The organism is Streptomyces sp. NPDC054956 (assembly GCF_053609185.1).
In genome coordinates this window covers 33,083-53,887 of sequence record NZ_JBSGXB010000015.1, presented here as the reverse complement: position 1 = coordinate 53,887, position 20,805 = coordinate 33,083, and the positions used below count along the sequence as shown (strand labels likewise).

Genomic DNA, 20,805 nt, shown 5'->3' with positions numbered 1-20,805 from the left:
CGGTCGCGTTTTCCGGCCGCGCTCGTGGCCTTCGTCACATTCCGTACCCGTCCGGGACCCCGTACGTCACCTCGCGACCTCCCGGAAACCCCAGGTAAGGGCGGCATGACGCCGCGTTCATCCCCTCTGGTCCGATTCTTCCGAATGGTTCCGATGTGGTGTGGAGCGTGGAACCCTGGAGGGCTTGGGGCCGTCTGTGTCAGAGGGCGTGGGTAGTCGCAGCGAGCAGACGGGCAGGCAGAGGAAGCATGAGCCAGGACAGCAGGGGCCGGGGCCGAAGGGCCGCCGCGGGCCGCCGCCGGCGCAAACCGGCCGGGCGCCGCAGGGCCGTCGTCATCGCCGCGTGGACGGCCGCGGCCGTCGTCCTGCTGGGCGGGGCGGGGCTCGGCTGGTTCTACTTCAAGCTCAACGGCAACCTGAAGACCGTCGACATCGACGCCGCGCTCGGCAAGGACCGCCCGCAGGACGTGGACAACGGCTCGATGGACATCCTCGTCCTCGGATCGGACTCCCGCGGCGGCGCCAACGGGGAGTACGGCCAGGACGACGGCGGCTCCGCCCGCTCCGACACCGCGATGATCGTCCACCTGAACGAGGGCCACACCAGGGCGAGCGTCATATCGATACCCCGCGACACCCTGGTGACCCGGCCCGCGTGCAAGACGGCGAACGGCAAGACCGACCCGGGCGGCACGCGCCAGATGTTCAACGAGTCCTACACGGTCGGCGGGGCCGCCTGCGCGGTCGCGACCGTGGAGAAGATGTCGGGGATCCGCATGGACCACTACCTCGAGGTCGACTTCACCGGGTTCAAGAAGATCATCGACAACCTCGGCGGCGTCGAGGTGACGACCACCAAGTCGATCAAGGACCCGTACAGCCACCTCGATCTGGCGGCCGGCACCAACAAGCTCAACGGAGAGCAGGCCCTCGGCCTGGTCCGCACCCGCCACGGCGTGGGCGACGGCGGCGACCTCGGGCGAATACAGCTCCAGCAGGCCTTCATCAAGGCCCTGATCAAGCAGGTCACGGGCATCGGCGTCTTCGACAACCCCAAGCGGCTGCTGGACCTCGCCGACACCGCCACCAAGGCGCTCACCACCGACAAGGCGCTGGGCGACGTCAAATCCCTCATGGGCTTCGCCCAGGGCCTCCAGGGCATCGGCCCGGAGAACATGCAGATGATCACCCTGCCGGTGACCGGTGACCTCCGCGACCCCAACCGCGTCGTCCCGCTCGCCGCGGAGTCCAAGATGGTCTGGGACGCCCTGCTGGCCGACCGGGACATCCCCGCCGAGGCCACGGCGAACTCGGCCGGCGACAAGGGCACGGCCGGCTCGGTCGTCCGCTAGTACCGTGCGCGGACGGATCCGCCGGCGCCCGGCAAGCCCGGTGGGCCCACGGGCACGGAGTGGCATACGCCCTGCTCAGCGGGGTGCCGCCCGGGTGCGGAATAGATGGCGGCCCCCCTCCGTTGAGGGAGGCGTCCTCAGAATTTTGACAGGCAGCCCGGTCCTGGCAGACTGGTCTGTCGGCCCCGGTTCACGCAGCGCGCAATTCGGCTCCTGCGACCCGGCGCCCTCCCGAATCTAGGAGACACCTTGAAGCGCGATGTTCACCCCGAGTACGTCGAGACCCAGGTCAGCTGCACCTGTGGCGCGTCGTTCACCACTCGTAGCACCCTGACCGAAGGCACCATCCGTGCCGAGGTCTGCTCCGAGTGCCACCCGTTCTACACGGGCAAGCAGAAGATCCTCGACACCGGTGGCCGTGTGGCCCGCTTCGAGGCCCGCTTCGGCAAGGCTGCGCAGAAGTAGCGAGCCTCCGGCGCCGGATTCCGGCTGCACCCTGTTGCTACGGGGGCAGTCGGACCGGCGCCTTTCGCGTCCCGCAGCCCTTTTCTTCACTTTCACTTTCAGGAGCCCCCGATGTTCGAGGCGGTCGAGGAACTGATCGGCGAGCACGCCGATCTTGAGAAGAAGCTCGCCGACCCTTCGGTCCACTCGGATCAGGCCAACGCGCGCAAGCTGAACAAGCGCTACGCGGAGCTGACCCCGATCGTGGCGACCTTCCGCGCCTGGAAGCAGTCCGCCGAGGACATCGAGACCGCGAAGGAGTTCGCGGCCGACGACCCGGACTTCGCCGCCGAGGTCAAGGAACTGAGCGCACAGCGCGAAGAGCTCACCGAGAAGCTCCGCCTGCTGCTCGTCCCGCGCGACCCCAGCGACGACAAGGACGTGCTCCTCGAGGTCAAGGCGGGCGCGGGCGGCGACGAGTCGGCCCTGTTCGCCGGCGACCTGCTGCGCATGTACCTGCGCTACGCCGAGCGCGTGGGCTGGAAGACCGAGATCATCGACGCCACCGAGTCCGAGCTCGGCGGCTACAAGGACGTCCAGGTCTCCGTCCGCACCAAGGGCGGCAACGGCGCGACCGAGCCCGGCCAGGGCGTCTGGGCCCGCCTGAAGTACGAGGGCGGCGTGCACCGCGTGCAGCGCGTGCCGGCCACCGAGTCGCAGGGCCGCATCCACACCTCCGCCGCCGGCGTGCTCGTCACCCCGGAAGCCGAGGAGGTCGAGGTCGAGATCAACATGAACGACCTCCGCATCGACGTGTACCGCTCCTCGGGCCCCGGCGGCCAGTCCGTCAACACCACCGACTCCGCGGTGCGCATCACGCACCTGCCGACCGGTGTGGTCGCCTCCTGCCAGAACGAGAAGAGCCAGCTCCAGAACAAGGAGCAGGCGATGCGCATCCTGCGCTCGCGCCTGCTGGCCGCCGCCCAGGAGGCCGCCGAGCAGGAGGCCTCCGACGTGCGCCGCAGCCAGGTGCGCTCGGTCGACCGCTCCGAGAAGATCCGTACGTACAACTACCCGGAAAACCGGATCTCGGACCACCGGACGGGCTTCAAGGCGTACAACTTGGACCAGGTGCTCGACGGTGACCTCGACCCGGTCATCCAGGCCTGCGTCGACACGGACTCCGCCGCCAAGCTCGCGGCCGCGCACTGAGTCCCGGCGCACCACCCGCGTAGGCAGCACCCGCAGGCATCACCCGCAGTACCCGGCAGGACCCCCCGCACCACCCCCCGTACGACAGCAGCCCGGAGGACCAGCGTGAACTTGCTGCTTGCCGAGGTGGCCCAGGCCACCCAGCGGCTGGCCGCCGCCGGCGTGCCCTCACCGCGCTTCGACGCGGAGGAGCTCGCGGCCTACGTGCACGGCGTCAAGCGGGGGGAACTGCACCACGTCAAGGACGCGGACTTCGACGCCCGCTACTGGGAAGCCGTCGCCCGCCGCGAGGCGCGCGAGCCGCTCCAGCACATCACCGGCCGTGCCTTCTTCCGCTACCTGGAGCTCCAGGTCGGGCCCGGGGTCTTCGTGCCCCGGCCCGAGACCGAATCGGTCGTGGACTGGGCCATACAGGCCGTCCGGGCGATGGACGTGGTCGAGCCGCTGATCGTGGACCTGTGCACCGGGTCGGGCGCCATCGCGCTCGCCATGGCGCAGGAGGTCCCGCGCTCGCGCGTGCACGCCGTCGAGCTGTCCGAGGACGCCCTGCAGTGGACCCGTAAGAACGCCGAGGGCTCCCGGGTCACCGTCCACCAGGGCAACGCGCTCAGCGCCCTGCCCGAGCTGGACGGACAGGTCGACCTGGTCATCTCCAACCCGCCGTACATCCCGCTCACCGAGTGGGAGTACGTGGCCCCCGAGGCCCGGGACCACGACCCCGAGATGGCGCTGTTCTCCGGCGAGGACGGCCTCGACACCATCCGCGGCATCGAGCGCACGGCCCACCGCCTGCTGCGGCCCGGCGGCATCGTGGTCATCGAGCACGCCGACACCCAGGGCGGACAGGTCCCGTGGATCTTCGCCGAGGAGCGGGGCTGGGCCGACGCAGCCGACCACCCCGACCTGAACAACCGCCCCCGCTTCGCGACCGCCCGCAAGGCCCTGCCGTGACCGGCGCCGCCATGGCCGGCACAGCCCGCGCGAGGATTCCCGCCACCCCCCTGCTGCACGAGGAGGCCCGCTGATGGCCCGGCGATACGACTGCAACGACGCGACGGACCGCAAGACGGGCCTGCGTGAAGCCGCCTCCGCCGTGCGCCGCGGCGAGCTCGTCGTGCTGCCCACCGACACCCTGTACGGGATCGGCGCGGACGCCTTCAGCGCGGAGGCCGTCGGCGACCTGCTCGCCGCCAAGGGGCGCGGCCGCAACATGCCCACCCCGGTCCTCATCGGCTCCCCGAACACCCTGCACGGTCTGGTCACGGACTTCTCCGAGCAGGCGTGGGAGCTCGTCGACGCCTTCTGGCCGGGCGGTCTGACCCTCGTCGCCAAGCACCAGCCCTCGCTGGCGTGGGACCTGGGGGAGACCCGCGGGACCGTGGCCGTACGCATGCCCCTGCACCCCGTCGCGATCGAGCTGCTGACCGAGGTCGGTCCGATGGCGGTGTCCTCGGCGAACCTGACCGGGCACCCGGCGCCGGAGGACTGCGACGCGGCGCGCGAGATGCTCGGCGACTCCGTCTCCGTGTACCTGGACGGCGGTCCGACCCCGAGCACCCTGCCGTCGTCGATCGTCGACGTCACGGGGAAGGTTCCCGTCCTGCTCCGCGAGGGCGCGCTGACCGCCGAGCAGCTGCGGGAGGTCGTACCCGACCTTGAGGTGGCCCCGTGAGCCCTGAGGGGCGTGGCATAGCCGGGGACAGCACCTTCCGCATACTCCACGTCAGCACCGGCAACGTGTGCCGCTCGCCCATCACCGAGCGGCTGACGCGGCATGCGCTGTCGCACCGGCTCGGCGGGCTCGTCACGGGTGACCTGATCGTGGAGAGCGCGGGCACCTGGGGCCACGAGGGCGCGCCCATGGAGGCCAACGCGGCGGCCGTGCTGGCGGACTTCGGGGCGGACGCGTCGGGGTTCACCGGGCGGGAGCTGCTGGACGAGCACGTCATACGGGCGGACCTGGTGCTGACCGCAACCCGCGACCACCGGGCGCAGGTCATCTCGATGGGGCACTCGGCGGGGCTGCGGACCTTCACGCTGAAGGAGTTCACCCGGCTGGTCCGGGCGATAGACCCCGCGACGCTGCCGCCGCTCGACGACGGGATGGCGGAGCGGGCGCGGGCGCTGGTTCGGGCTGCCGCGGCTCTGCGGGGCTGGCTGCTCGCGCCGTCGCCGGACGCGGACGAGGTGTACGACCCGTACGGGGCGCCGATCACCTTCTTCCGCTCGATCGGCGACGAGATCAACCAGGCGCTGGACCCGGTCGTCACGGCCCTGACGGGCGTCACCGCTTCCCGCTGACCTGCGGCGCCGTTGTCGGGGGCGCCGCCCCCGGACCCCCCGCGCCCCCAAACGCCGGCGGGCCTCCGCGAGGCGGGACGGGTGGGGGCGGCCTACAGTGGCTTGTACCCGGTTCGCGGTACCCCCTGGAGTCGCGCCATGAGCGTCATCACCGAGCCCACGGACCTGCTGCGGCAGCAGGACCCGCAGATGGCGGACGTGCTCGCCGGGGAGGCGCAGCGGCAGGCGGGTTCGCTCCAGCTCATCGCCGCCGAGAACTTCACCTCGCCCGCCGTGCTCGCCGCGCTCGGGTCCGCGCTCGCCAACAAGTACGCCGAGGGGTACCCCGGCGCCCGCCACCACGGCGGCTGCGAGTACGCCGACCTCGCCGAGCGGATCGCCGTCGAGCGGGCCCGCGCCCTCTTCGGGGCCGAGCACGCCAACGTGCAGCCGCACTCCGGATCGGCCGCCGTACTGGCCGCGTACGCCGCCCTGCTGCGGCCCGGCGACACCGTGCTGGCCATGGGGCTCCCCTTCGGCGGACACCTCACCCACGGTTCGCCCGCGAACTTCTCCGGCCGCTGGTTCGACTTCGTCGGGTACGGGGTGGACGCCGAGACCGGGCTCATCGACTACCACCAGGTGCAGGAGCTCGCCCACGCGCACCGACCCAAGGCCATCGTGTGCGGGTCCATCTCCTATCCGAGGCATCCGGAGTACTCCGTCTTCCGGGAGATCGCCGACGAGGTCGGCGCCTTCCTGATCGTCGACGCCGCCCACCCCATCGGCCTGGTGGCCGGCGGGGCCGCGCCCAGCCCGGTGCCGTACGCCGACATCGTCTGCGCCACCACCCACAAGGTCCTCCGTGGCCCGCGCGGCGGGATGATCCTGTGCGGCGCCGAGTTCGCGGAGCGGATCGACCGGGCGGTGTTCCCGTTCACCCAGGGCGGGGCCCAGATGCACACCATCGCCGCCAAGGCGGTGGCCTTCGGCGAGGCCGCTGGTCCCTCCTTCACCTCGTACGCGCACCGGGTGGTCGCCAATGCCCGGGCCCTGGCGGACGCGCTCGCCGCACACGGCTTCGCCCTCACCACCGGCGGCACCGACACCCACCTGATCACCGCGGACCCCGCGCCGCTCGGCCTCGACGGAGTGAACGCCCGGGGCCGGCTCGCCGCCGCCGGGATGGTGCTGGACACCTGCGCCCTTCCGTACGGGGACCAGCGCGGCATCCGCCTGGGCACCGCGGCCGTGACCACGCAGGGCATGGGCGAGGCGCAGATGGCCCGGATCGCGGAACTGTTCACGGCCGCGCTGGCGGGCGGGGAGCCCACGAAGATCCGTAGGGACGTCAACGAGCTGGTGGTCGGTTTTCCACCGTATGGGGCTTAAGAGGGGCAAGAGCGACGTACCGCAACCGGGATACCGCCCCCTTGCGTCCCCGACAGCGAGTACATCGCAGCTAGTGTGTGGGGCTGAGATGGCCGGCGATACATCTGGGGCAGCCCGTGCGTGAATATCTGCTGACGCTTTGCGTCACGGTCGCGGTGACCTACCTGCTCACCGGGCCCGTGCGGAAGTTCGCGATCGCGGTCGGTGCGATGCCCGAGATCCGCGCCCGCGACGTGCACCGCGAGCCCACTCCGCGGCTCGGCGGCATCGCGATGTTCGGCGGCCTGTGCGCGGGCCTGCTGGTCGCCGACCACCTGCAGAACCTCAACGGCGTCTTCGAGCTGTCGAACGAGCCGCGGGCCCTGCTCTCCGGAGCGGCCCTGATCTGGCTGGTCGGCGTGCTCGACGACAAGTTCGAGCTCGACGCCCTGATCAAGCTCGGCGCGCAGATGATCTCCGCCGGCGTGATGTGCATGCAGGGTCTGACCATCCTGTGGATCCCGGTCCCGTGGATCGGGACGGTCGCGCTCACCCCCTGGCAGGGCAACCTGCTCACCGTGGCCCTCGTCGTGATCACCATCAACGCGGTGAACTTCGTGGACGGCCTCGACGGCCTCGCCGCCGGCATGGTCTGCATCGCGTCCTGCGCGTTCTTCCTCTACTCGTACCGGATCTGGTTCGGCTACGGGATCGAGGCGGCCGCGCCCGCGACGCTCTTCGCGGCGATCCTGATGGGCATGTGCCTCGGCTTCCTGCCGCACAACATGCACCCCGCCCGGATCTTCATGGGCGACTCCGGCTCGATGCTCATCGGCCTGGTGCTGGCCGCGGCCGCCATCTCCATCAGCGGTCAGGTGGACCCGGACGCGATGGCGCTCTTCGCGGGCGGCGAGCGCAACGCGACGCACGCGATGCTGCCGGTCTTCATCCCGCTGATCCTGCCCCTGACGATCATCGCGATCCCGATGGCGGACCTCCTCCTGGCCGTCGTACGGCGCACCTGGAAGGGCCAGTCGCCGTTCGCGGCGGACCGCGGGCACCTGCACCACCGGCTGCTGGAACTCGGACACTCGCACAGCCGTGCGGTGCTGATCATGTACTTCTGGTCGGGGCTGATCGCCTTCGGCACCGTCGCGTACTCGGTGCACTCCACCTCGATGTGGATCGTGCTCGCGATCGCCGGCCTGAGCGCCGTGGGCCTGCTCCTGCTCCTGCTGCCGCGGTTCACCCCGCGGACCCCCCGGTGGGCGGAGCGCCTCGTCCCGCCGCGCTACCGGCACGCGGAGCGGGCGGCCGAGGCCGCCCTGCAGGACGCCTCCGCCGTGGAGCCGGAGCCGGTACGGCCGATCGCGGCGGGTGTGGCGGGCGTCAACGGGGCGACCGCGGTAGGCCCCCGTTCGCGCTTCCCCGACCGGCGTAAGGCGGAGTCCTCGCGCTGACGCCGCGCGCACATGTCGGACATCAACGCCCTTTATCAGGCAAGGTGGTTGCCTGTCGCGCACACACGCGCAGGGTCACTCTCATGTGTGACAGTCGGCACACCCCACGGGTAAAGCTCTCATCAAATACTTTGTGATACCGTTCACTAAACCCGGCGACAGAGCCGAAGGACCGTAGTGCGACGGTCCATTGGCCCGAGGCTCTCACTCGGACCGGGCTTACGCTCGTCCCGTACGAGTCCCGTGCCCCCACCACCACGCGGAGCAAACCGCCATGCGGTCAGATGACGTCCGATCCCTCCTGCAAACCGCCGTACCCACGGCTGTCGCCGGCGCTCTCGCCGCCGTCATCAGTGGGCTGGTGGTCGGTGGCAAGGGGGCCGTGGGCGCCGTCGTCGCGACGGTGGTGGTGATGCTGTTCATGGGCATCGGGTTCCTCGTACTGCAGCGCACGGCGAAATCACTGCCGCACCTGTTCCAGGCCATGGGGCTCATGCTCTACACGGCCCAGATCCTGGCGCTCTTCGTCTTTCTCGCCGTGTTCAAGAACACCACCCTGTTCCACCCCAAGGCCTTCGCGATCACGCTCGTCGCCACCACCCTCGTGTGGATCGGCGCACAGGCGCGTGCTCACATGAAGGCCAAGATCCTCTACGTCGAACCGGACTCGATGAAGGGCGACAAGCCCGAAAATTCGGGACCGAAGTCGTGAGGGGTAGGGCCGGAATAAGTGTGCGTTCGAGATCCTGCTATCGTCCGGTTCCAACTGCGGCATTGCGGGCGCGGGCATCTGAGCTGACGCCTGTTCCATCGCGAGGCTCGATGCCTGACTGCCGCCCCACCATCCGTAATACCTGTCCAGTGCCGAACCGCGGCTGCACGCCGCGCCGACACAACGAGGTTGCCGTACCTATGCGCCACGCTGAAGGAGCCCTGCGGTGAGTGCTGCTGACATGACGCTCGCCTTCGAATTGAACTGTCATTTCGAAGACGGCACTGGCTGCGGCTTCCCGGGCCCGACCCTGTACTCGTTCCTGTTCAAGCCGATCTTCGGTGACGGTGACAGCAGCCTGTACTTCAACAAGACGATGCTGCTCGCCCTGCTGGGCTCGATCATCATCGTCGGCTTCTTCTGGGCCGCGTTCCGGAAGCCGAAGGTCGTCCCGGGCAAGCTGCAGATGGTCGCCGAGGCGGGCTACGACTTCGTGCGCCGCGGCATCGTCTACGAGACGCTCGGCAAGAAGGAAGGCGAGAAGTACGTCCCCTTCATGGTCGCGACGTTCTTCTTCGTCTGGATCATGAACCTGTGGTCGATCGTGCCGCTTGCCCAGTTCCCGGTGACCGCGGTCATCGCGTACCCGGCCGGCCTCGCCGCGATCATCTACGTCATGTGGATGTCGGTGACCTTCAAGCGCCACGGCTTCGTGGGCGGCTTCAAGAACCTCACGGGCTACGACAAGTCCCTCGGCCCGATCCTGCCGATGGTCATGGTGATCGAGTTCTTCTCGAACGTCATCGTCCGCCCCTTCACCCACGCGGTCCGACTGTTCGCGAACATGTTCGCGGGTCACACCCTGCTGCTGCTGTTCACCATCGCCAGCTGGTACCTGCTGAACGGGATCGGCATCGCCTACGCGGGCGTCTCGTTCGTCATGGTCGTCGTGATGACCGCGTTCGAACTCTTCATCCAGGCTGTCCAGGCGTACGTCTTCGTCCTCCTGGCCTGCAGCTTCCTGCAGGGCGCGCTCGCCGAGCACCACTGAGCGAGTTCGCTCCGCAAACCCCCCGAATCGTCCGGTGGCCAACCCCCACCGGTCCATGAAAGAGAAGGAAGAACTGGCATGTCCCAGATCCTCGCTGCTGCCACCGAAGGCGTCACCGGCTCCCTCAGCTCCGTTGGTTACGGCCTCGCGGCCATCGGCCCCGGCGTCGGCGTCGGCATCATCTTCGGTAACGGCACGCAGGCTCTCGCCCGTCAGCCCGAGGCTGCCGGTCTGATCCGCGCCAACCAGATCCTCGGCTTCGCCTTCTGTGAGGCGCTCGCCCTCATCGGTCTGGTCATGCCGTTCGTCTACTAAGACGAACTCCACGACTAGTCCGAATCGACGAAAGGCACTGATGTGAACCTCCTGGTTCTCGCGGCCGAGGAGCCGGGTAACCCCCTCGTCCCGCCGATCCCCGAGCTCGTCATCGGTCTGATCGCCTTCGTCATCGTCTTCGGTTTCCTCGCGAAGAAGCTCCTCCCGAACATCAACAAGGTTCTGGACGAGCGCCACGCGGCGATCGAAGGCGGTATCGAAAAGGCTGAAGCCGCTCAGACCGAGGCCCAGAGCGTCCTGGAGCAGTACAAGGCCCAGCTCGCCGAAGCCCGGCACGAGGCCGCGCGCCTGCGCCAGGACGCGCTGGAGCAGGGCACTGCGCTCAAGGAAGAACTGCGCGCAGAGGGCCAGCGGCAGCGTGAGGAGATCATCGCTGCCGGCCACGCCCAGATCGCGGCCGACCGCAAGGCCGCCTCTCAGGCGCTCCGTCAGGACGTGGGCAAGCTCGCCACCGACCTGGCCGGAAAGCTCGTCGGCGAGTCCCTCGAGGACCACGCCCGGCAGAGCCGCACGATCGACCGCTTCCTCAGCGAGCTCGAGGAGAAGGCCGAGGCGGCCCGATGAACGGAGCGAGCCGCGACGCGCTGGCCACCGCCCGCGAGCGTCTCGACGCGCTGACGGACAACACGTCCGTCGACGCGGCGAAGCTCGCCGGCGAGCTGGCGGCCGTCACCGCGCTGCTCGACCGTGAGGTCTCGCTGCGTCGGGTCATCACCGACCCGGCGCAGTCCGGCGAGGCCAAGGCCGAGCTGGCCGGTCGCCTCCTGGGCGGCCAGGTGGGCGGGGAAACCCTCGACCTGGTGTCCGGCATGGTCCGGTCCCGCTGGTCGCAGTCCCGCGACCTGGTGGACTCGCTCGAGGAGCTGGCGGCCACCGCCGACCTCTCGGCGGCCCAGAGCGGCGACTCCCTCGACGACGTCGAGGACGAGCTGTTCCGGTTCGGCCGGATCGTCGCCTCGAACACCGAGCTGCGCGCCGCGCTGACCGACCGGTCCGCGACCGCCGCCGCCAAGAGCCAGCTGCTGCGCAGCCTGCTCGGCGGCAAGGCGAACGCGGTCACCGAGCGTCTCGTCACGCGTCTCGTCACGCACCCGCGTGGACGTAGCCTGGAAGCGGGACTGGAGTCCCTCTCCACGCTCGCCGCCGAGCGCCGTGGCCGCCGGGTCGCCACCGTGACCAGCGCGGTTCCGCTCAGCGACGTGCAGAAGCAGCGTCTCGGCGCGGTGCTGGCCAAGCTGTACGGCCGCCCGATGCACCTGAACCTCGACGTGGACCCCACGGTCCTCGGCGGGATCGTGGTGCGGGTCGGCGACGAGGTCATCGACGGCACCATCGCGGACCGCATCGAAGAGGCGTCCCGCCGCATGGCCGGCTGACCAGCCACCAATAGAACAAAAGCATTCCTAGCGGCCCGGTTGGGCCGTGCAGAACTTGCAGAAGATTCCTGGGGGTCGCCCCCAGACCCCTAAGAAGCTTCAGGCCCAACAAGGAGAGCAGGGAACCCAGATGGCGGAGCTCACGATCCGGCCGGAGGAGATCCGGGACGCACTGGAGAACTTTGTCCAGTCGTACCAGCCGGACGCGGCCTCGCGCGAGGAGGTCGGAACGGTCAGCGTTGCCGGCGACGGCATCGCGAAGGTGGAGGGCCTGCCCTCCGCCATGGCGAACGAGCTGCTGAAGTTCGAGGACGGCACCCTCGGTCTCGCCCTCAACCTCGAGGAGCGCGAGATCGGTGCGGTCGTCCTCGGCGAGTTCAGCGGTATCGAGGAGGGCCAGCCGGTGCAGCGCACCGGTGAGGTGCTCTCCGTCGGCGTCGGCGAGGGCTACCTCGGCCGCGTTGTCGACCCGCTCGGCAACCCGATCGACGGCCTCGGCGAGATCGCGACCGAGGGCCGCCGCGCCCTCGAGCTGCAGGCCCCCGGCGTCATGGTCCGCAAGTCGGTCCACGAGCCGATGCAGACCGGCTACAAGGCGATCGACGCGATGGTCCCGGTCGGCCGTGGTCAGCGTCAGCTGATCATCGGTGACCGTCAGACCGGCAAGACCGCTCTTGCCGTCGACACGATCATCAACCAGCGCGACAACTGGCGCTCGGGCGACGTGAACAAGCAGGTCCGCTGCATCTACGTCGCCATCGGCCAGAAGGGCTCGACCATCGCGTCCGTTCGCGGCGCCCTGGAAGACGCCGGCGCGCTCGAGTACACGACGATCGTCGCCGCCCCGGCGTCCGACCCGGCCGGCTTCAAGTACCTGGCGCCGTACACCGGTTCCGCCATCGGCCAGCACTGGATGTACGCCGGCAAGCACGTCCTGATCATCTTCGACGACCTGTCGAAGCAGGCCGACGCCTACCGCGCCGTGTCGCTGCTGCTGCGCCGCCCGCCGGGCCGCGAGGCCTACCCGGGCGACGTCTTCTACTTGCACTCCCGTCTGCTGGAGCGCTGCGCGAAGCTCTCCGACGACATGGGTGCCGGTTCGATGACCGGTCTGCCGATCGTCGAGACCAAGGCGAACGACGTGTCGGCGTTCATCCCGACCAACGTCATCTCCATCACCGACGGTCAGTGCTTCCTCGAGTCCGACCTGTTCAACGCGGGCCAGCGCCCGGCGCTGAACGTCGGTATCTCGGTCTCCCGCGTCGGTGGCTCGGCCCAGCACAAGGCCATGAAGCAGGTCTCCGGCCGTCTGCGCCTCGACCTGGCCCAGTACCGCGAGCTGGAGGCGTTCGCCGCCTTCGGTTCCGACCTGGACGCCGCGTCGAAGGCCTCGCTGGAGCGCGGCAAGCGTCTGGTCGAGCTGCTGAAGCAGGGCCAGTACCAGCCGATGCCCGTCGAGGAGCAGGTCGTCTCCGTCTGGGCCGGCACCACCGGCAAGATGGACGACGTCCCGGTCAACGACATCCGTCGCTTCGAGTCGGAGCTGCTGGAGCACCTGCGCCGCGAGCGCAAGGACCTCCTGACCTCCATCGCCGACGGCGGCAAGATGTCGGACGACACCCTGACGTCGATCGCTGACGCCATCGCCGGCTTCAAGCGCCAGTTCGAGACCTCGGACGGCAAGCTCCTGGGCGAGGACGTGCCGGCCGTCAACGTCTCCAAGTGACGACGGAAGGGACCTGACTCATGGGAGCGCAGCTCCGGGTCTACAAGCGTCGCATCCGTGCCATCACGGCGACCAAGAAGATCACCAAGGCGATGGAGATGATCGCCGCCTCGCGCATCGTCAAGGCGCAGCGCAAGGTGGCGGCGTCGATGCCGTACGCGACCGAGCTCACCCGTGCGGTGACCGCGGTGGCGACCGGTTCGAACACCAAGCACGCCCTGACCTCGGAGGTCGAGGCGCCGGTTCGCGCCGCGATCGTGCTCATCACGAGCGACCGCGGTCTGGCCGGCGGCTACTCCTCCAACGCCATCAAGCAGGCGGAGCGGCTCACCGAGCGGCTGCGCGGCGAGGGCAAGGAGGTCGACACCTACATCGTCGGCCGTAAGGGTGTGGCCTACTTCGGCTTCCGCGAGCGCAAGGTCGCGGGGTCGTGGACCGGCTTCACCGACAGCCCGGCCTACTCCGACGCCAAGCGCGTCGCGGTGCCGCTGATCGAGGCCATCCAGAAGGACACGGCCGAGGGCGGCGTCGACGAGCTGCACATCGTCTTCACGGAATTCGTGTCGATGATGACGCAGAACGCGGTGGACGGCCGGATGCTGCCGCTCAGCCTCGACCAGGCTGTGGAGGAGACCGGCGCGAAGGGCGAGATCCTTCCGCTGTTCGACTTCGAGCCGTCGGCGGAGGACGTCCTCGACGCCCTTCTGCCGCGCTACGTCGAAAGCCGCATCTACAACGCACTGCTGCAGTCGGCCGCTTCCGAGCACGCCGCCCGCCGCCGCGCGATGAAGTCGGCCACCGACAACGCCGGGGATCTCATCAAGAGCCTCTCCCGGCTTGCCAACGCGGCCCGCCAGGCCGAAATCACCCAGGAAATCAGCGAGATCGTCGGTGGCGCCAGCGCCATGGCAGACGCGACCGCGGGGAGTGACAAGTAATGACGACCACTGTTGAGACGGCCGCCGCCACGGGCCGCGTCGCCCGGGTCATCGGCCCGGTCGTCGACGTGGAGTTCCCCGTCGACGCGATGCCCGAGATCTACAACGCGCTGAAGGTCCAGGTCGCCGACCCGGCCGAGGACGGCGCGCTCAAGACGCTGACCCTGGAAGTCGCCCAGCACCTGGGTGACGGCCTGGTCCGCACCATCTCCATGCAGCCCACCGACGGTCTGGTCCGCCAGGCCCCGGTGACCGACACGGGCGAGGGCATCACCGTCCCCGTCGGTGACTTCACCAAGGGCAAGGTGTTCAACACCCTCGGTGAGGTGCTGAACTACCCGGAGGAGAACGCCAACGTCACCGAGCGCTGGCCGATCCACCGCAAGGCCCCTCGCTTCGACGAGCTCGAGTCGAAGACCGAGATGTTCGAGACCGGCGTCAAGGTCATCGACCTTCTCACCCCGTACGTCAAGGGTGGAAAGATCGGTCTGTTCGGTGGTGCCGGTGTCGGCAAGACCGTTCTGATCCAGGAAATGATCTACCGCGTCGCCAACAACCACGACGGTGTGTCGGTCTTCGCGGGCGTCGGTGAGCGTACCCGTGAGGGCAACGACCTCATCGAGGAAATGGCCGACTCGGGCGTCATCGACAAGACGGCGCTTGTCTTCGGCCAGATGGACGAGCCCCCGGGCACCCGTCTTCGCGTCGCGCTCGCCGGTCTGACCATGGCGGAGTACTTCCGCGATGTTCAGAAGCAGGACGTGCTCTTCTTCATCGACAACATCTTCCGTTACACCCAGGCCGGTTCGGAGGTGTCGACCCTTCTGGGCCGCATGCCGTCCGCCGTGGGTTACCAGCCGAACCTGGCTGACGAGATGGGTCTGCTGCAGGAGCGCATCACCTCGACCCGCGGTCACTCGATCACCTCGATGCAGGCGATCTACGTCCCCGCGGACGACCTGACCGACCCGGCGCCGGCCACCACCTTCGCCCACCTCGACGCGACGACGGTTCTTTCCCGTCCGATCTCCGAGAAGGGCATCTACCCGGCCGTGGACCCGCTGGACTCGACGTCCCGCATCCTCGACCCGCGGTACATCGCGGCGGACCACTACGCCACGGCGATGCGCGTCAAGGGGATCCTGCAGAAGTACAAGGACCTCCAGGACATCATCGCGATCCTCGGTATCGACGAGCTGGGCGAGGAGGACAAGCTCGTTGTCCACCGTGCCCGTCGTGTCGAGCGCTTCCTGTCGCAGAACACCCACGTCGCCAAGCAGTTCACCGGCGTGGACGGTTCGGACGTTCCGCTCGACGAGTCGATCACCGCGTTCAACGCGATCTGCGACGGCGACTACGACCACTTCCCCGAGCAGGCGTTCTTCCTGTGCGGTGGCATTGAGGACCTCAAGGCCAACGCCAAGGAGCTGGGCGTCTCCTGAAGCCGCGCTCGTCCCTGAGCACAGCTGATTGACGGAGAGGGACGGGTGTGTCCCGTCCCTCTCCCCACGCCCATTAGAATTTGACCCAACACCCGGCTTTCCCGCCGGGTGGTGACCCGAGGAGCCACCTTGGCTGCTGAGCTGCACGTCGAGATGGTCGCGGCGGACCGTAGTGTCTGGTCCGGCGAGGCCACCCTGGTTGTCGCCCGCACCACGTCCGGCGACATCGGCGTCATGCCCGGTCACCAGCCGCTTCTCGGTGTGCTGGAATCGGGCCCGGTGACCATCCGTACCAGCGAGGGCAACACTGTTGTCGCCGCGGTGCACGGCGGATTCATCTCGTTCGCGGACAACAAGCTGTCCCTGCTGGCCGAGATCGCCGAGCTTGCCGACGAGATCGACGTCGAGCGGGCGGAGCGGGCACTGGAGCGCGCGAAGTCGGAGACCGATGGGGCCGCCGAACGTCGCGCCGATGTCCGGCTGCGCGCGGTTTCGGGGCGCTGAGCCCCGGTACTGGTAAGAGTTTCAAACCTCAGCCGCGGCCTGTTCCGGAATTTTTCGGACCGGGTCGCGGCTGAGGCGATGCAGGTCGCCCCCAGACTCCGTCTGGTAGGAGCTCCGTCGGTTGAGGTTTTCGATGAGCGAGGAGGTCGGTGAAAGATGCTCCTCGCTCTGCTTGTGAGCGGCCTGTCCGTAGTGGCCCTGGTGGTGATCGGGCTGTTTGTCTTCGGGCTGCGCCGCAGGCTGATCCAGCGCTCCGGCGGGACCTTCGACTGCAGCCTGCGCTGGGGCGTCGCCGAGGAACCCGACGTCTCCGGCAAGGGCTGGGTGTACGGGGTCGCGCGCTACAGCGGTGACCGCATCGACTGGTTCCGCGTCTTCAGCTACTCCCCGCGGCCGCGCCGGCTGCTGGAGCGGGCCTCCATCGAGGTCATCGCCCGCCGTGCGCCCGAGGGCGAGGAGGAGCTGGCCCTGCTCTCCGACGCCGTCGTACTCGGCTGCGTGCACCGGGGCACCCGCCTCGAGCTGGCGATGAGCGAGGACGCGCTGACCGGTTTCCTGGCCTGGCTCGAGGCGGCGCCTCCCGGCCAGAGGGTGAACGTGGCCTGATCGATTTCAGACGTGAAGAAGCCGGGGAGACGGGGGCGGACCCGTCTCCCCGGCTTCGTCTTTCACCGGTGTCGTTCAGAGGCCGTGTGCGCGGAGCCTACTGAAGGCCGGTGTGGATCGCGGTGGCGAGTTCGCCGTTCGTGGTGTCGCCGCTGAACTCCCAGAAGAAGGCGCCCTTGAGGCCCTGCTGCTTCACCCAGGTCATCTTCCCGGCGATGGTGGCGGGGGTGTCGTAGCTCCACCAGTTGCTGCCGCACTTGGCGTACGCCGTGCCGGCGACGGTGCCGGTCGACGGGCAGCTGGTCTTGAGCACCTTGTAGTCCTCGATGCCCTGCTCGTACGTGCCCGGGGCCGGTCCGGTGGCGGTGCCGCCGGGCGTGGCCTGGGTGACGCCGGTCCAGCCGCGGCCGTAGAAGCCGATGCCGAGGTTGAGCTTGGAGCCGGCGATGCCCTTGCCCTTGAGCTTGGTGATGGCGGCCTCGGAGTTGAACCCGGCGATCGGGATGCCGGTGTACGAGGTGAGCGGGGAGTGCGGGGCGGTCGGGCCCTTGGCGTCCCACGCGCCGAAGAAGTCGTACGTCATGACGTTGTAGAAGTCGACGTACTGGGCCGCGCCCGCGTAGTCGGCCAGGTCGAGCTTGCCCCCGTTGGAGCCGTCGGCGGAGATCGCGGCGGTGACCAGGTTGCTGCCGCCGAACTTGGCGCGCAGCGCCGACATCAGGTTCTTGAAGGCCGCGGCCCCGCTGGTGTCGCAGGACAGGCCGCAGGCGTTCGGGTACTCCCAGTCGATGTCGATGCCGTCGAAGACGTCGGCCCAGCGCGGGTCCTCGACCAGGTCGTAGCAGGACTGGGCGAAGGCGGCCGGGTTGGCCGCGGCCTGGCCGAAGCCGCCGGACCAGGTCCAGCCGCCGAAGGAGTACAGGACCTTGATGTTCGGGTACTTCTTCTTCAGCTGGCGCAGCTGGTTGAAGTTGCCCGCGACCGGCTGGTCCCAGGTGTCGGCGACACCGGAGACGCTGGAGGAGGCGTCGTAGGTCTTCTGGTAGTCGGCGTAGGCGTCACCGATCGTGCACTTGCCGCCCTGGACGTTGCCGAAGGCGTAGTTGATGTGCGTGATCTTCGCGGCGCTGCCGGAGGTGACCAGGTTCTTCACGTGGTAGTTGCGCTGGTAGACGCCCCAGTCGGTGAAGTAGCCGAGCTTGACGGCGGCGCCCGGGTCGGGCGGGTTGGTGCCGCCGGTGGTGGTCACCGAGACGGAGCCGGAGGAGGGCCCGGTCTGGTCGATGGTGTCGCGGGCGGTGACCGCGTAGGTGTACGTGGTGCCCTTGGTCAGGCCCGAGTCGGTGTAGGAGGGGCTGGTGACCGTGGCGATCTTGACGCCGCCGCGGTAGACGTCGTAGTTCTTGACGCCCTTGTCGTCGGTGGCCGCGGCCCAGCCGAGGGTCACGCCGGTGTCGGTGACGCCGCTGGCCGTGGGGGTGCCGGGGGCGCTGGGCGGGTTGTCGGTGGGTGTGGTGCCGCCGTCGCAGCTGCCGCCGTTGACCTTGCAGCCGCTGGGGGCGCCGGAGCCCGTGCCGTTGAAGCCGAAGCTGATGGTGGCGCCGGGGGCGAGGGTGCCGTTCCAGCCGACGTTCTTGCCGGTCCAGTGGGTGCCGGAGCTGGTGACGGTGGCGTCCCAGGCGGAGGTGACGGCGGTGCCGGCCGGGTAGTCCCACTCCACGGTCCAGCTGCTGAGGGTGGTCGTGCCGGTGTTCTTCACCGTCCACTTGCCCTCGAAGCCGGAGCCCCAGTCGGAGACCTTGGTGTACGTCGCGGTCGCGGAGGCGGCTGCCTCGGCGGGGCCGGCGAGGGCCACGAGTCCGGCGACGGGCAGGGTGAGGACGGCCAGGGCGGCCGCGACTCTTCGAAACAGCGGTGCGCGTCGTGGGGGTGCTGTGCTCAAGGGTGCTCCTCCGAGGTCCGCCGCGGCCGTGGGGACGGCCGCGGCATGGGGGTGGGACCTGCGCCGCCCGTGAGCGCGCCCCGCATGACGTCTTGTCATGGCACGCTCACCACAGTTGCCGTGAGGGTAGAAAGGTCTGGACCAACCGTCAAGAGGTCCAGACCTCATGGGAAATCCCCGGACTCATTTCCGGCCGGATTCCCGCTACAGGCCCAACTCCTGGGCCAGCACCGCCGCTTGGAGCCGACTGCGCAGCTCCAGTTTGGCCAGCACCCGGCTGACGTGCGTCTTCGCCGTGGCCTCCGCCATCTCCAGGCGCGCCGCGATCTCCGCGTTCGACAAGCCCTCGCCCAGGCACCCCAGCACCTCGCGCTCGCGCCGGGTCAGCGAGTCCACCGCCGCCGGCACGGGCGCCCGTACGGGCTTCGGGGCCGCGAACTCCGCGATCAGCCGACGGGTCACCGCCGGTGCGATCAGGCCCTCCCCGCGCGCGACCGTCCGTACCGCCGCGATCAGCTCCGCCGCGTCCGCGTCCTTCAGCAGGAACCCGGACGCGCCGGCGCGCAGCGCCCCGAAGACGTACTCGTCCAGGTCGAACGTGGTCAGCACCAGGACGTCCGCGAGGCCCTCCGCGACCACCTGGCGGGTCGCCGAGACCCCGTCCAGACGCGGCATCTGCACGTCCATGAGCACCAGGTCCGGCCGCAGCTCCCGGGCCAGGCGCACCGCCTCCTCCCCGTCGGCGGCCTCGCCCACCACCTCGATGTCGCCCGCGCTGCGCAGGATCATCACCAGCCCGGCCCGGACCGCGCTCTGGTCCTCCGCCACGACCACGCTGAACGTCATGCCCGTACCGCCCTCTCCCGTGCGGGCAGCGCCGCGCGCACCCGCCACACCGACTCCTCGGCCCCCGCCCGGAACTCCCCGCCGAGCAGCTCCGTCCGCTCCCGCATGCCGATCAGCCCGGCCCCGGAACCGGGGGCGCGGGGGCCGGGGCGCTCGCCGTAGGGCGAATCGACCGCGACGGTCAGCATTCCCCCTCCGGCGGGCTCGTGGGTCAGCCGGACGGTGACCGTGCCCGGGACGGCGTGCTTGAGGGCGTTGGTCAGCGACTCCTGGACGATCCGGTACGCGGCCAGCTCCACCGGCGCCGGCAGCGGCTCCCCGGGCGGCGGCGGGGGCCGCTCGTCGAGGAGTACGAACTCCAGCCCGCTCGCGGCCCCGGAGGCGCGGGCCTGCTCCAGCAGGTTCTCCAGGCCGTCGAGGGAGGGCACGGCGACGGCCTCGGCCCCCGCGCCCGCGTCCCGGAGCAGCCCGATCAACCGGCGCATTTCGGCCAGCCCCTGCACGCTGTTCTCCCGGATCACCCCGAGCGCCTCGCGGCTGGTGGCGGGGGAGTCGATGGAGAGCGCGGCGGTGGAGTGGATGGCGATGGCGGAGAGGTGGTTGGCCACCATGTCGTGCAGTTCGCGGGCCATCCGGGCGCGCTCGGCGACCACCGCCTGCTTCCGGTCCATCTCGGCCAGCAGCGCGGTCTGTTCCGCGCGCAGCCGGGCGGCCTCGGCGGCCTCGCGGTGGTTGCGCAGGGTGGCGCCGGTCAGGGCGGGGCCGAAGCTCACGATGCCGGTGATCACGCCGATCATCAGGGCCTGCGGGGTGCGCAGCCAGGCCACGGAGGCGATGGTGACGGCGATGGTGATCAGGCCGGTGGTCACCGGGAGGCGGCGGGCCATGGCGGGCCTGCCGTAGACGACGGCCGAGTACATCAGGTCCGTGAAGATCAGGACCGTGGCCAGATTTCCCACGGTGAACTGGTCGGCGATCACCCCGGCGGTGCCGACGGCCAGGGTCACCCGGGGCGCGCTGCGCCGCAGCAGCTCCATCGCACCGAGCGCGGCGAGGGGAACCAGCGCCGCCCAGTCGGGGAGCAGGTTGCGGGAGGGGGAGCTGTACACGCCGAGGGACCACAGGAGCAGGCCCGCGGCCACGCTGATCACGGCGAGGAGGACGTCGTCGCGGTGCGGGGGCGGGATCTTGGGGGTCACGAGCCCAT

At 69.6% G+C, this 20,805-nt stretch carries 21 protein-coding genes; 18 read left to right on the top strand and 3 right to left on the bottom strand.

Going from position 1 to position 20,805, the window contains the following annotated elements:
* The first annotated feature begins 248 nt into the window (after positions 1-248).
* The 18 genes from ACWGDE_RS05285 (at position 249) to ACWGDE_RS05200 (ending at position 16,810) form a co-directional block, all read left to right on the top strand.
* Positions 249-1,352, top strand: a complete 1,104-nt coding sequence (locus tag ACWGDE_RS05285; protein WP_453387616.1) for an LCP family protein — start codon at positions 249-251, stop codon at positions 1,350-1,352.
* Positions 1,353-1,601: 249 nt separating this feature from the next.
* A complete protein-coding gene (rpmE, locus tag ACWGDE_RS05280) occupies positions 1,602-1,817 on the top strand; it encodes a 50S ribosomal protein L31 (RefSeq protein WP_214954960.1) in 216 nt (71 codons plus the stop codon).
* A 111-nt stretch (positions 1,818-1,928) separates the two neighbouring features.
* Complete coding sequence (prfA, locus tag ACWGDE_RS05275) at positions 1,929-3,008, top strand: peptide chain release factor 1 (RefSeq protein WP_453387615.1); 1,080 nt, start codon at positions 1,929-1,931, stop codon at positions 3,006-3,008.
* A 105-nt stretch (positions 3,009-3,113) separates the two neighbouring features.
* Positions 3,114-3,959 carry a peptide chain release factor N(5)-glutamine methyltransferase gene (gene prmC / locus ACWGDE_RS05270; protein ID WP_453387614.1) on the top strand — a complete coding sequence of 282 codons (846 nt, stop codon included), beginning with the start codon at positions 3,114-3,116 and terminating at the stop codon, positions 3,957-3,959.
* Positions 3,960-4,032: 73 nt separating this feature from the next.
* Positions 4,033-4,680 (top strand): L-threonylcarbamoyladenylate synthase, encoded by a 648-nt coding sequence (locus ACWGDE_RS05265; RefSeq protein WP_054224695.1) that lies wholly within the window; start codon positions 4,033-4,035, stop codon positions 4,678-4,680.
* Positions 4,677-5,309, top strand: a complete 633-nt coding sequence (locus ACWGDE_RS05260; protein ID WP_328300819.1) for an arsenate reductase/protein-tyrosine-phosphatase family protein — start codon at positions 4,677-4,679, stop codon at positions 5,307-5,309. The genes ACWGDE_RS05265 and ACWGDE_RS05260 overlap by 4 nt, the downstream gene beginning before the upstream one ends.
* Positions 5,310-5,447: 138 nt before the next feature.
* Positions 5,448-6,680 (top strand): serine hydroxymethyltransferase, encoded by a 1,233-nt coding sequence (locus ACWGDE_RS05255; RefSeq protein WP_453387613.1) that lies wholly within the window; start codon positions 5,448-5,450, stop codon positions 6,678-6,680.
* 116 nt (positions 6,681-6,796) lie between these two features.
* Positions 6,797-8,119, top strand: a complete 1,323-nt coding sequence (locus tag ACWGDE_RS05250; RefSeq protein WP_453387612.1) for an MraY family glycosyltransferase — start codon at positions 6,797-6,799, stop codon at positions 8,117-8,119.
* A 274-nt stretch (positions 8,120-8,393) separates the two neighbouring features.
* A complete protein-coding gene (locus tag ACWGDE_RS05245; protein ID WP_453387611.1) occupies positions 8,394-8,831 on the top strand; it encodes a hypothetical protein in 438 nt (145 codons plus the stop codon).
* A 241-nt stretch (positions 8,832-9,072) separates the two neighbouring features.
* Positions 9,073-9,882: a F0F1 ATP synthase subunit A gene (gene atpB / locus ACWGDE_RS05240; protein WP_453387621.1), complete on the top strand. Its 810-nt coding sequence runs from the start codon at positions 9,073-9,075 to the stop codon at positions 9,880-9,882.
* 78 nt (positions 9,883-9,960) lie between these two features.
* Positions 9,961-10,197, top strand: a complete 237-nt coding sequence (locus ACWGDE_RS05235; RefSeq protein WP_266955157.1) for an ATP synthase subunit c family protein — start codon at positions 9,961-9,963, stop codon at positions 10,195-10,197.
* Between the two features lie 42 nt (positions 10,198-10,239).
* A complete protein-coding gene (locus ACWGDE_RS05230) occupies positions 10,240-10,782 on the top strand; it encodes a F0F1 ATP synthase subunit B (protein ID WP_453387610.1) in 543 nt (180 codons plus the stop codon).
* On the top strand, positions 10,779-11,594 hold the full coding sequence (locus tag ACWGDE_RS05225; protein WP_453387609.1) for a F0F1 ATP synthase subunit delta: 816 nt from the start codon (positions 10,779-10,781) through the stop codon (positions 11,592-11,594). Before ACWGDE_RS05230 ends, ACWGDE_RS05225 begins: the two co-directional genes overlap by 4 nt.
* Before the next feature lie 130 nt (positions 11,595-11,724).
* Positions 11,725-13,320 (top strand): F0F1 ATP synthase subunit alpha, encoded by a 1,596-nt coding sequence (gene atpA, locus ACWGDE_RS05220; protein WP_453387608.1) that lies wholly within the window; start codon positions 11,725-11,727, stop codon positions 13,318-13,320.
* Between the two features lie 20 nt (positions 13,321-13,340).
* Positions 13,341-14,258 carry a F0F1 ATP synthase subunit gamma gene (locus ACWGDE_RS05215; protein WP_453387607.1) on the top strand — a complete coding sequence of 306 codons (918 nt, stop codon included), beginning with the start codon at positions 13,341-13,343 and terminating at the stop codon, positions 14,256-14,258.
* Complete coding sequence (gene atpD, locus ACWGDE_RS05210) at positions 14,258-15,700, top strand: F0F1 ATP synthase subunit beta (protein WP_030386949.1); 1,443 nt, start codon at positions 14,258-14,260, stop codon at positions 15,698-15,700. Before ACWGDE_RS05215 ends, atpD begins: the two co-directional genes overlap by 1 nt.
* 129 nt (positions 15,701-15,829) lie before the next feature.
* Entirely contained in the window at positions 15,830-16,204 is a 375-nt protein-coding gene (locus ACWGDE_RS05205) for a F0F1 ATP synthase subunit epsilon (protein ID WP_453387606.1), read from the top strand.
* Between the two features lie 156 nt (positions 16,205-16,360).
* Positions 16,361-16,810, top strand: a complete 450-nt coding sequence (locus tag ACWGDE_RS05200; RefSeq protein ID WP_453387605.1) for a DUF2550 domain-containing protein — start codon at positions 16,361-16,363, stop codon at positions 16,808-16,810.
* A 97-nt stretch (positions 16,811-16,907) separates the two neighbouring features.
* On the opposite strand, the gene ACWGDE_RS05195 is transcribed toward ACWGDE_RS05200, so the two are convergent.
* The 3 genes from ACWGDE_RS05195 to ACWGDE_RS05185 all read right to left on the bottom strand — a co-directional run bounded on the left by ACWGDE_RS05195 (position 16,908) and on the right by ACWGDE_RS05185 (position 20,797).
* The gene (locus tag ACWGDE_RS05195; RefSeq protein WP_453387620.1) at positions 16,908-18,722 is read right to left on the bottom strand and encodes a glycosyl hydrolase family 18 protein; all 1,815 of its coding nucleotides are present in this window, start codon (positions 18,720-18,722) and stop codon (positions 16,908-16,910) included.
* A gap of 234 nt (positions 18,723-18,956) precedes the next feature.
* Entirely contained in the window at positions 18,957-19,598 is a 642-nt protein-coding gene (locus tag ACWGDE_RS05190; RefSeq protein WP_453387604.1) for a response regulator, read from the bottom strand.
* Entirely contained in the window at positions 19,595-20,797 is a 1,203-nt protein-coding gene (locus ACWGDE_RS05185; protein ID WP_453387603.1) for a sensor histidine kinase, read from the bottom strand. Before ACWGDE_RS05185 ends, ACWGDE_RS05190 begins: the two co-directional genes overlap by 4 nt.
* Between the last annotated feature and the right edge of the window lie 8 nt (positions 20,798-20,805).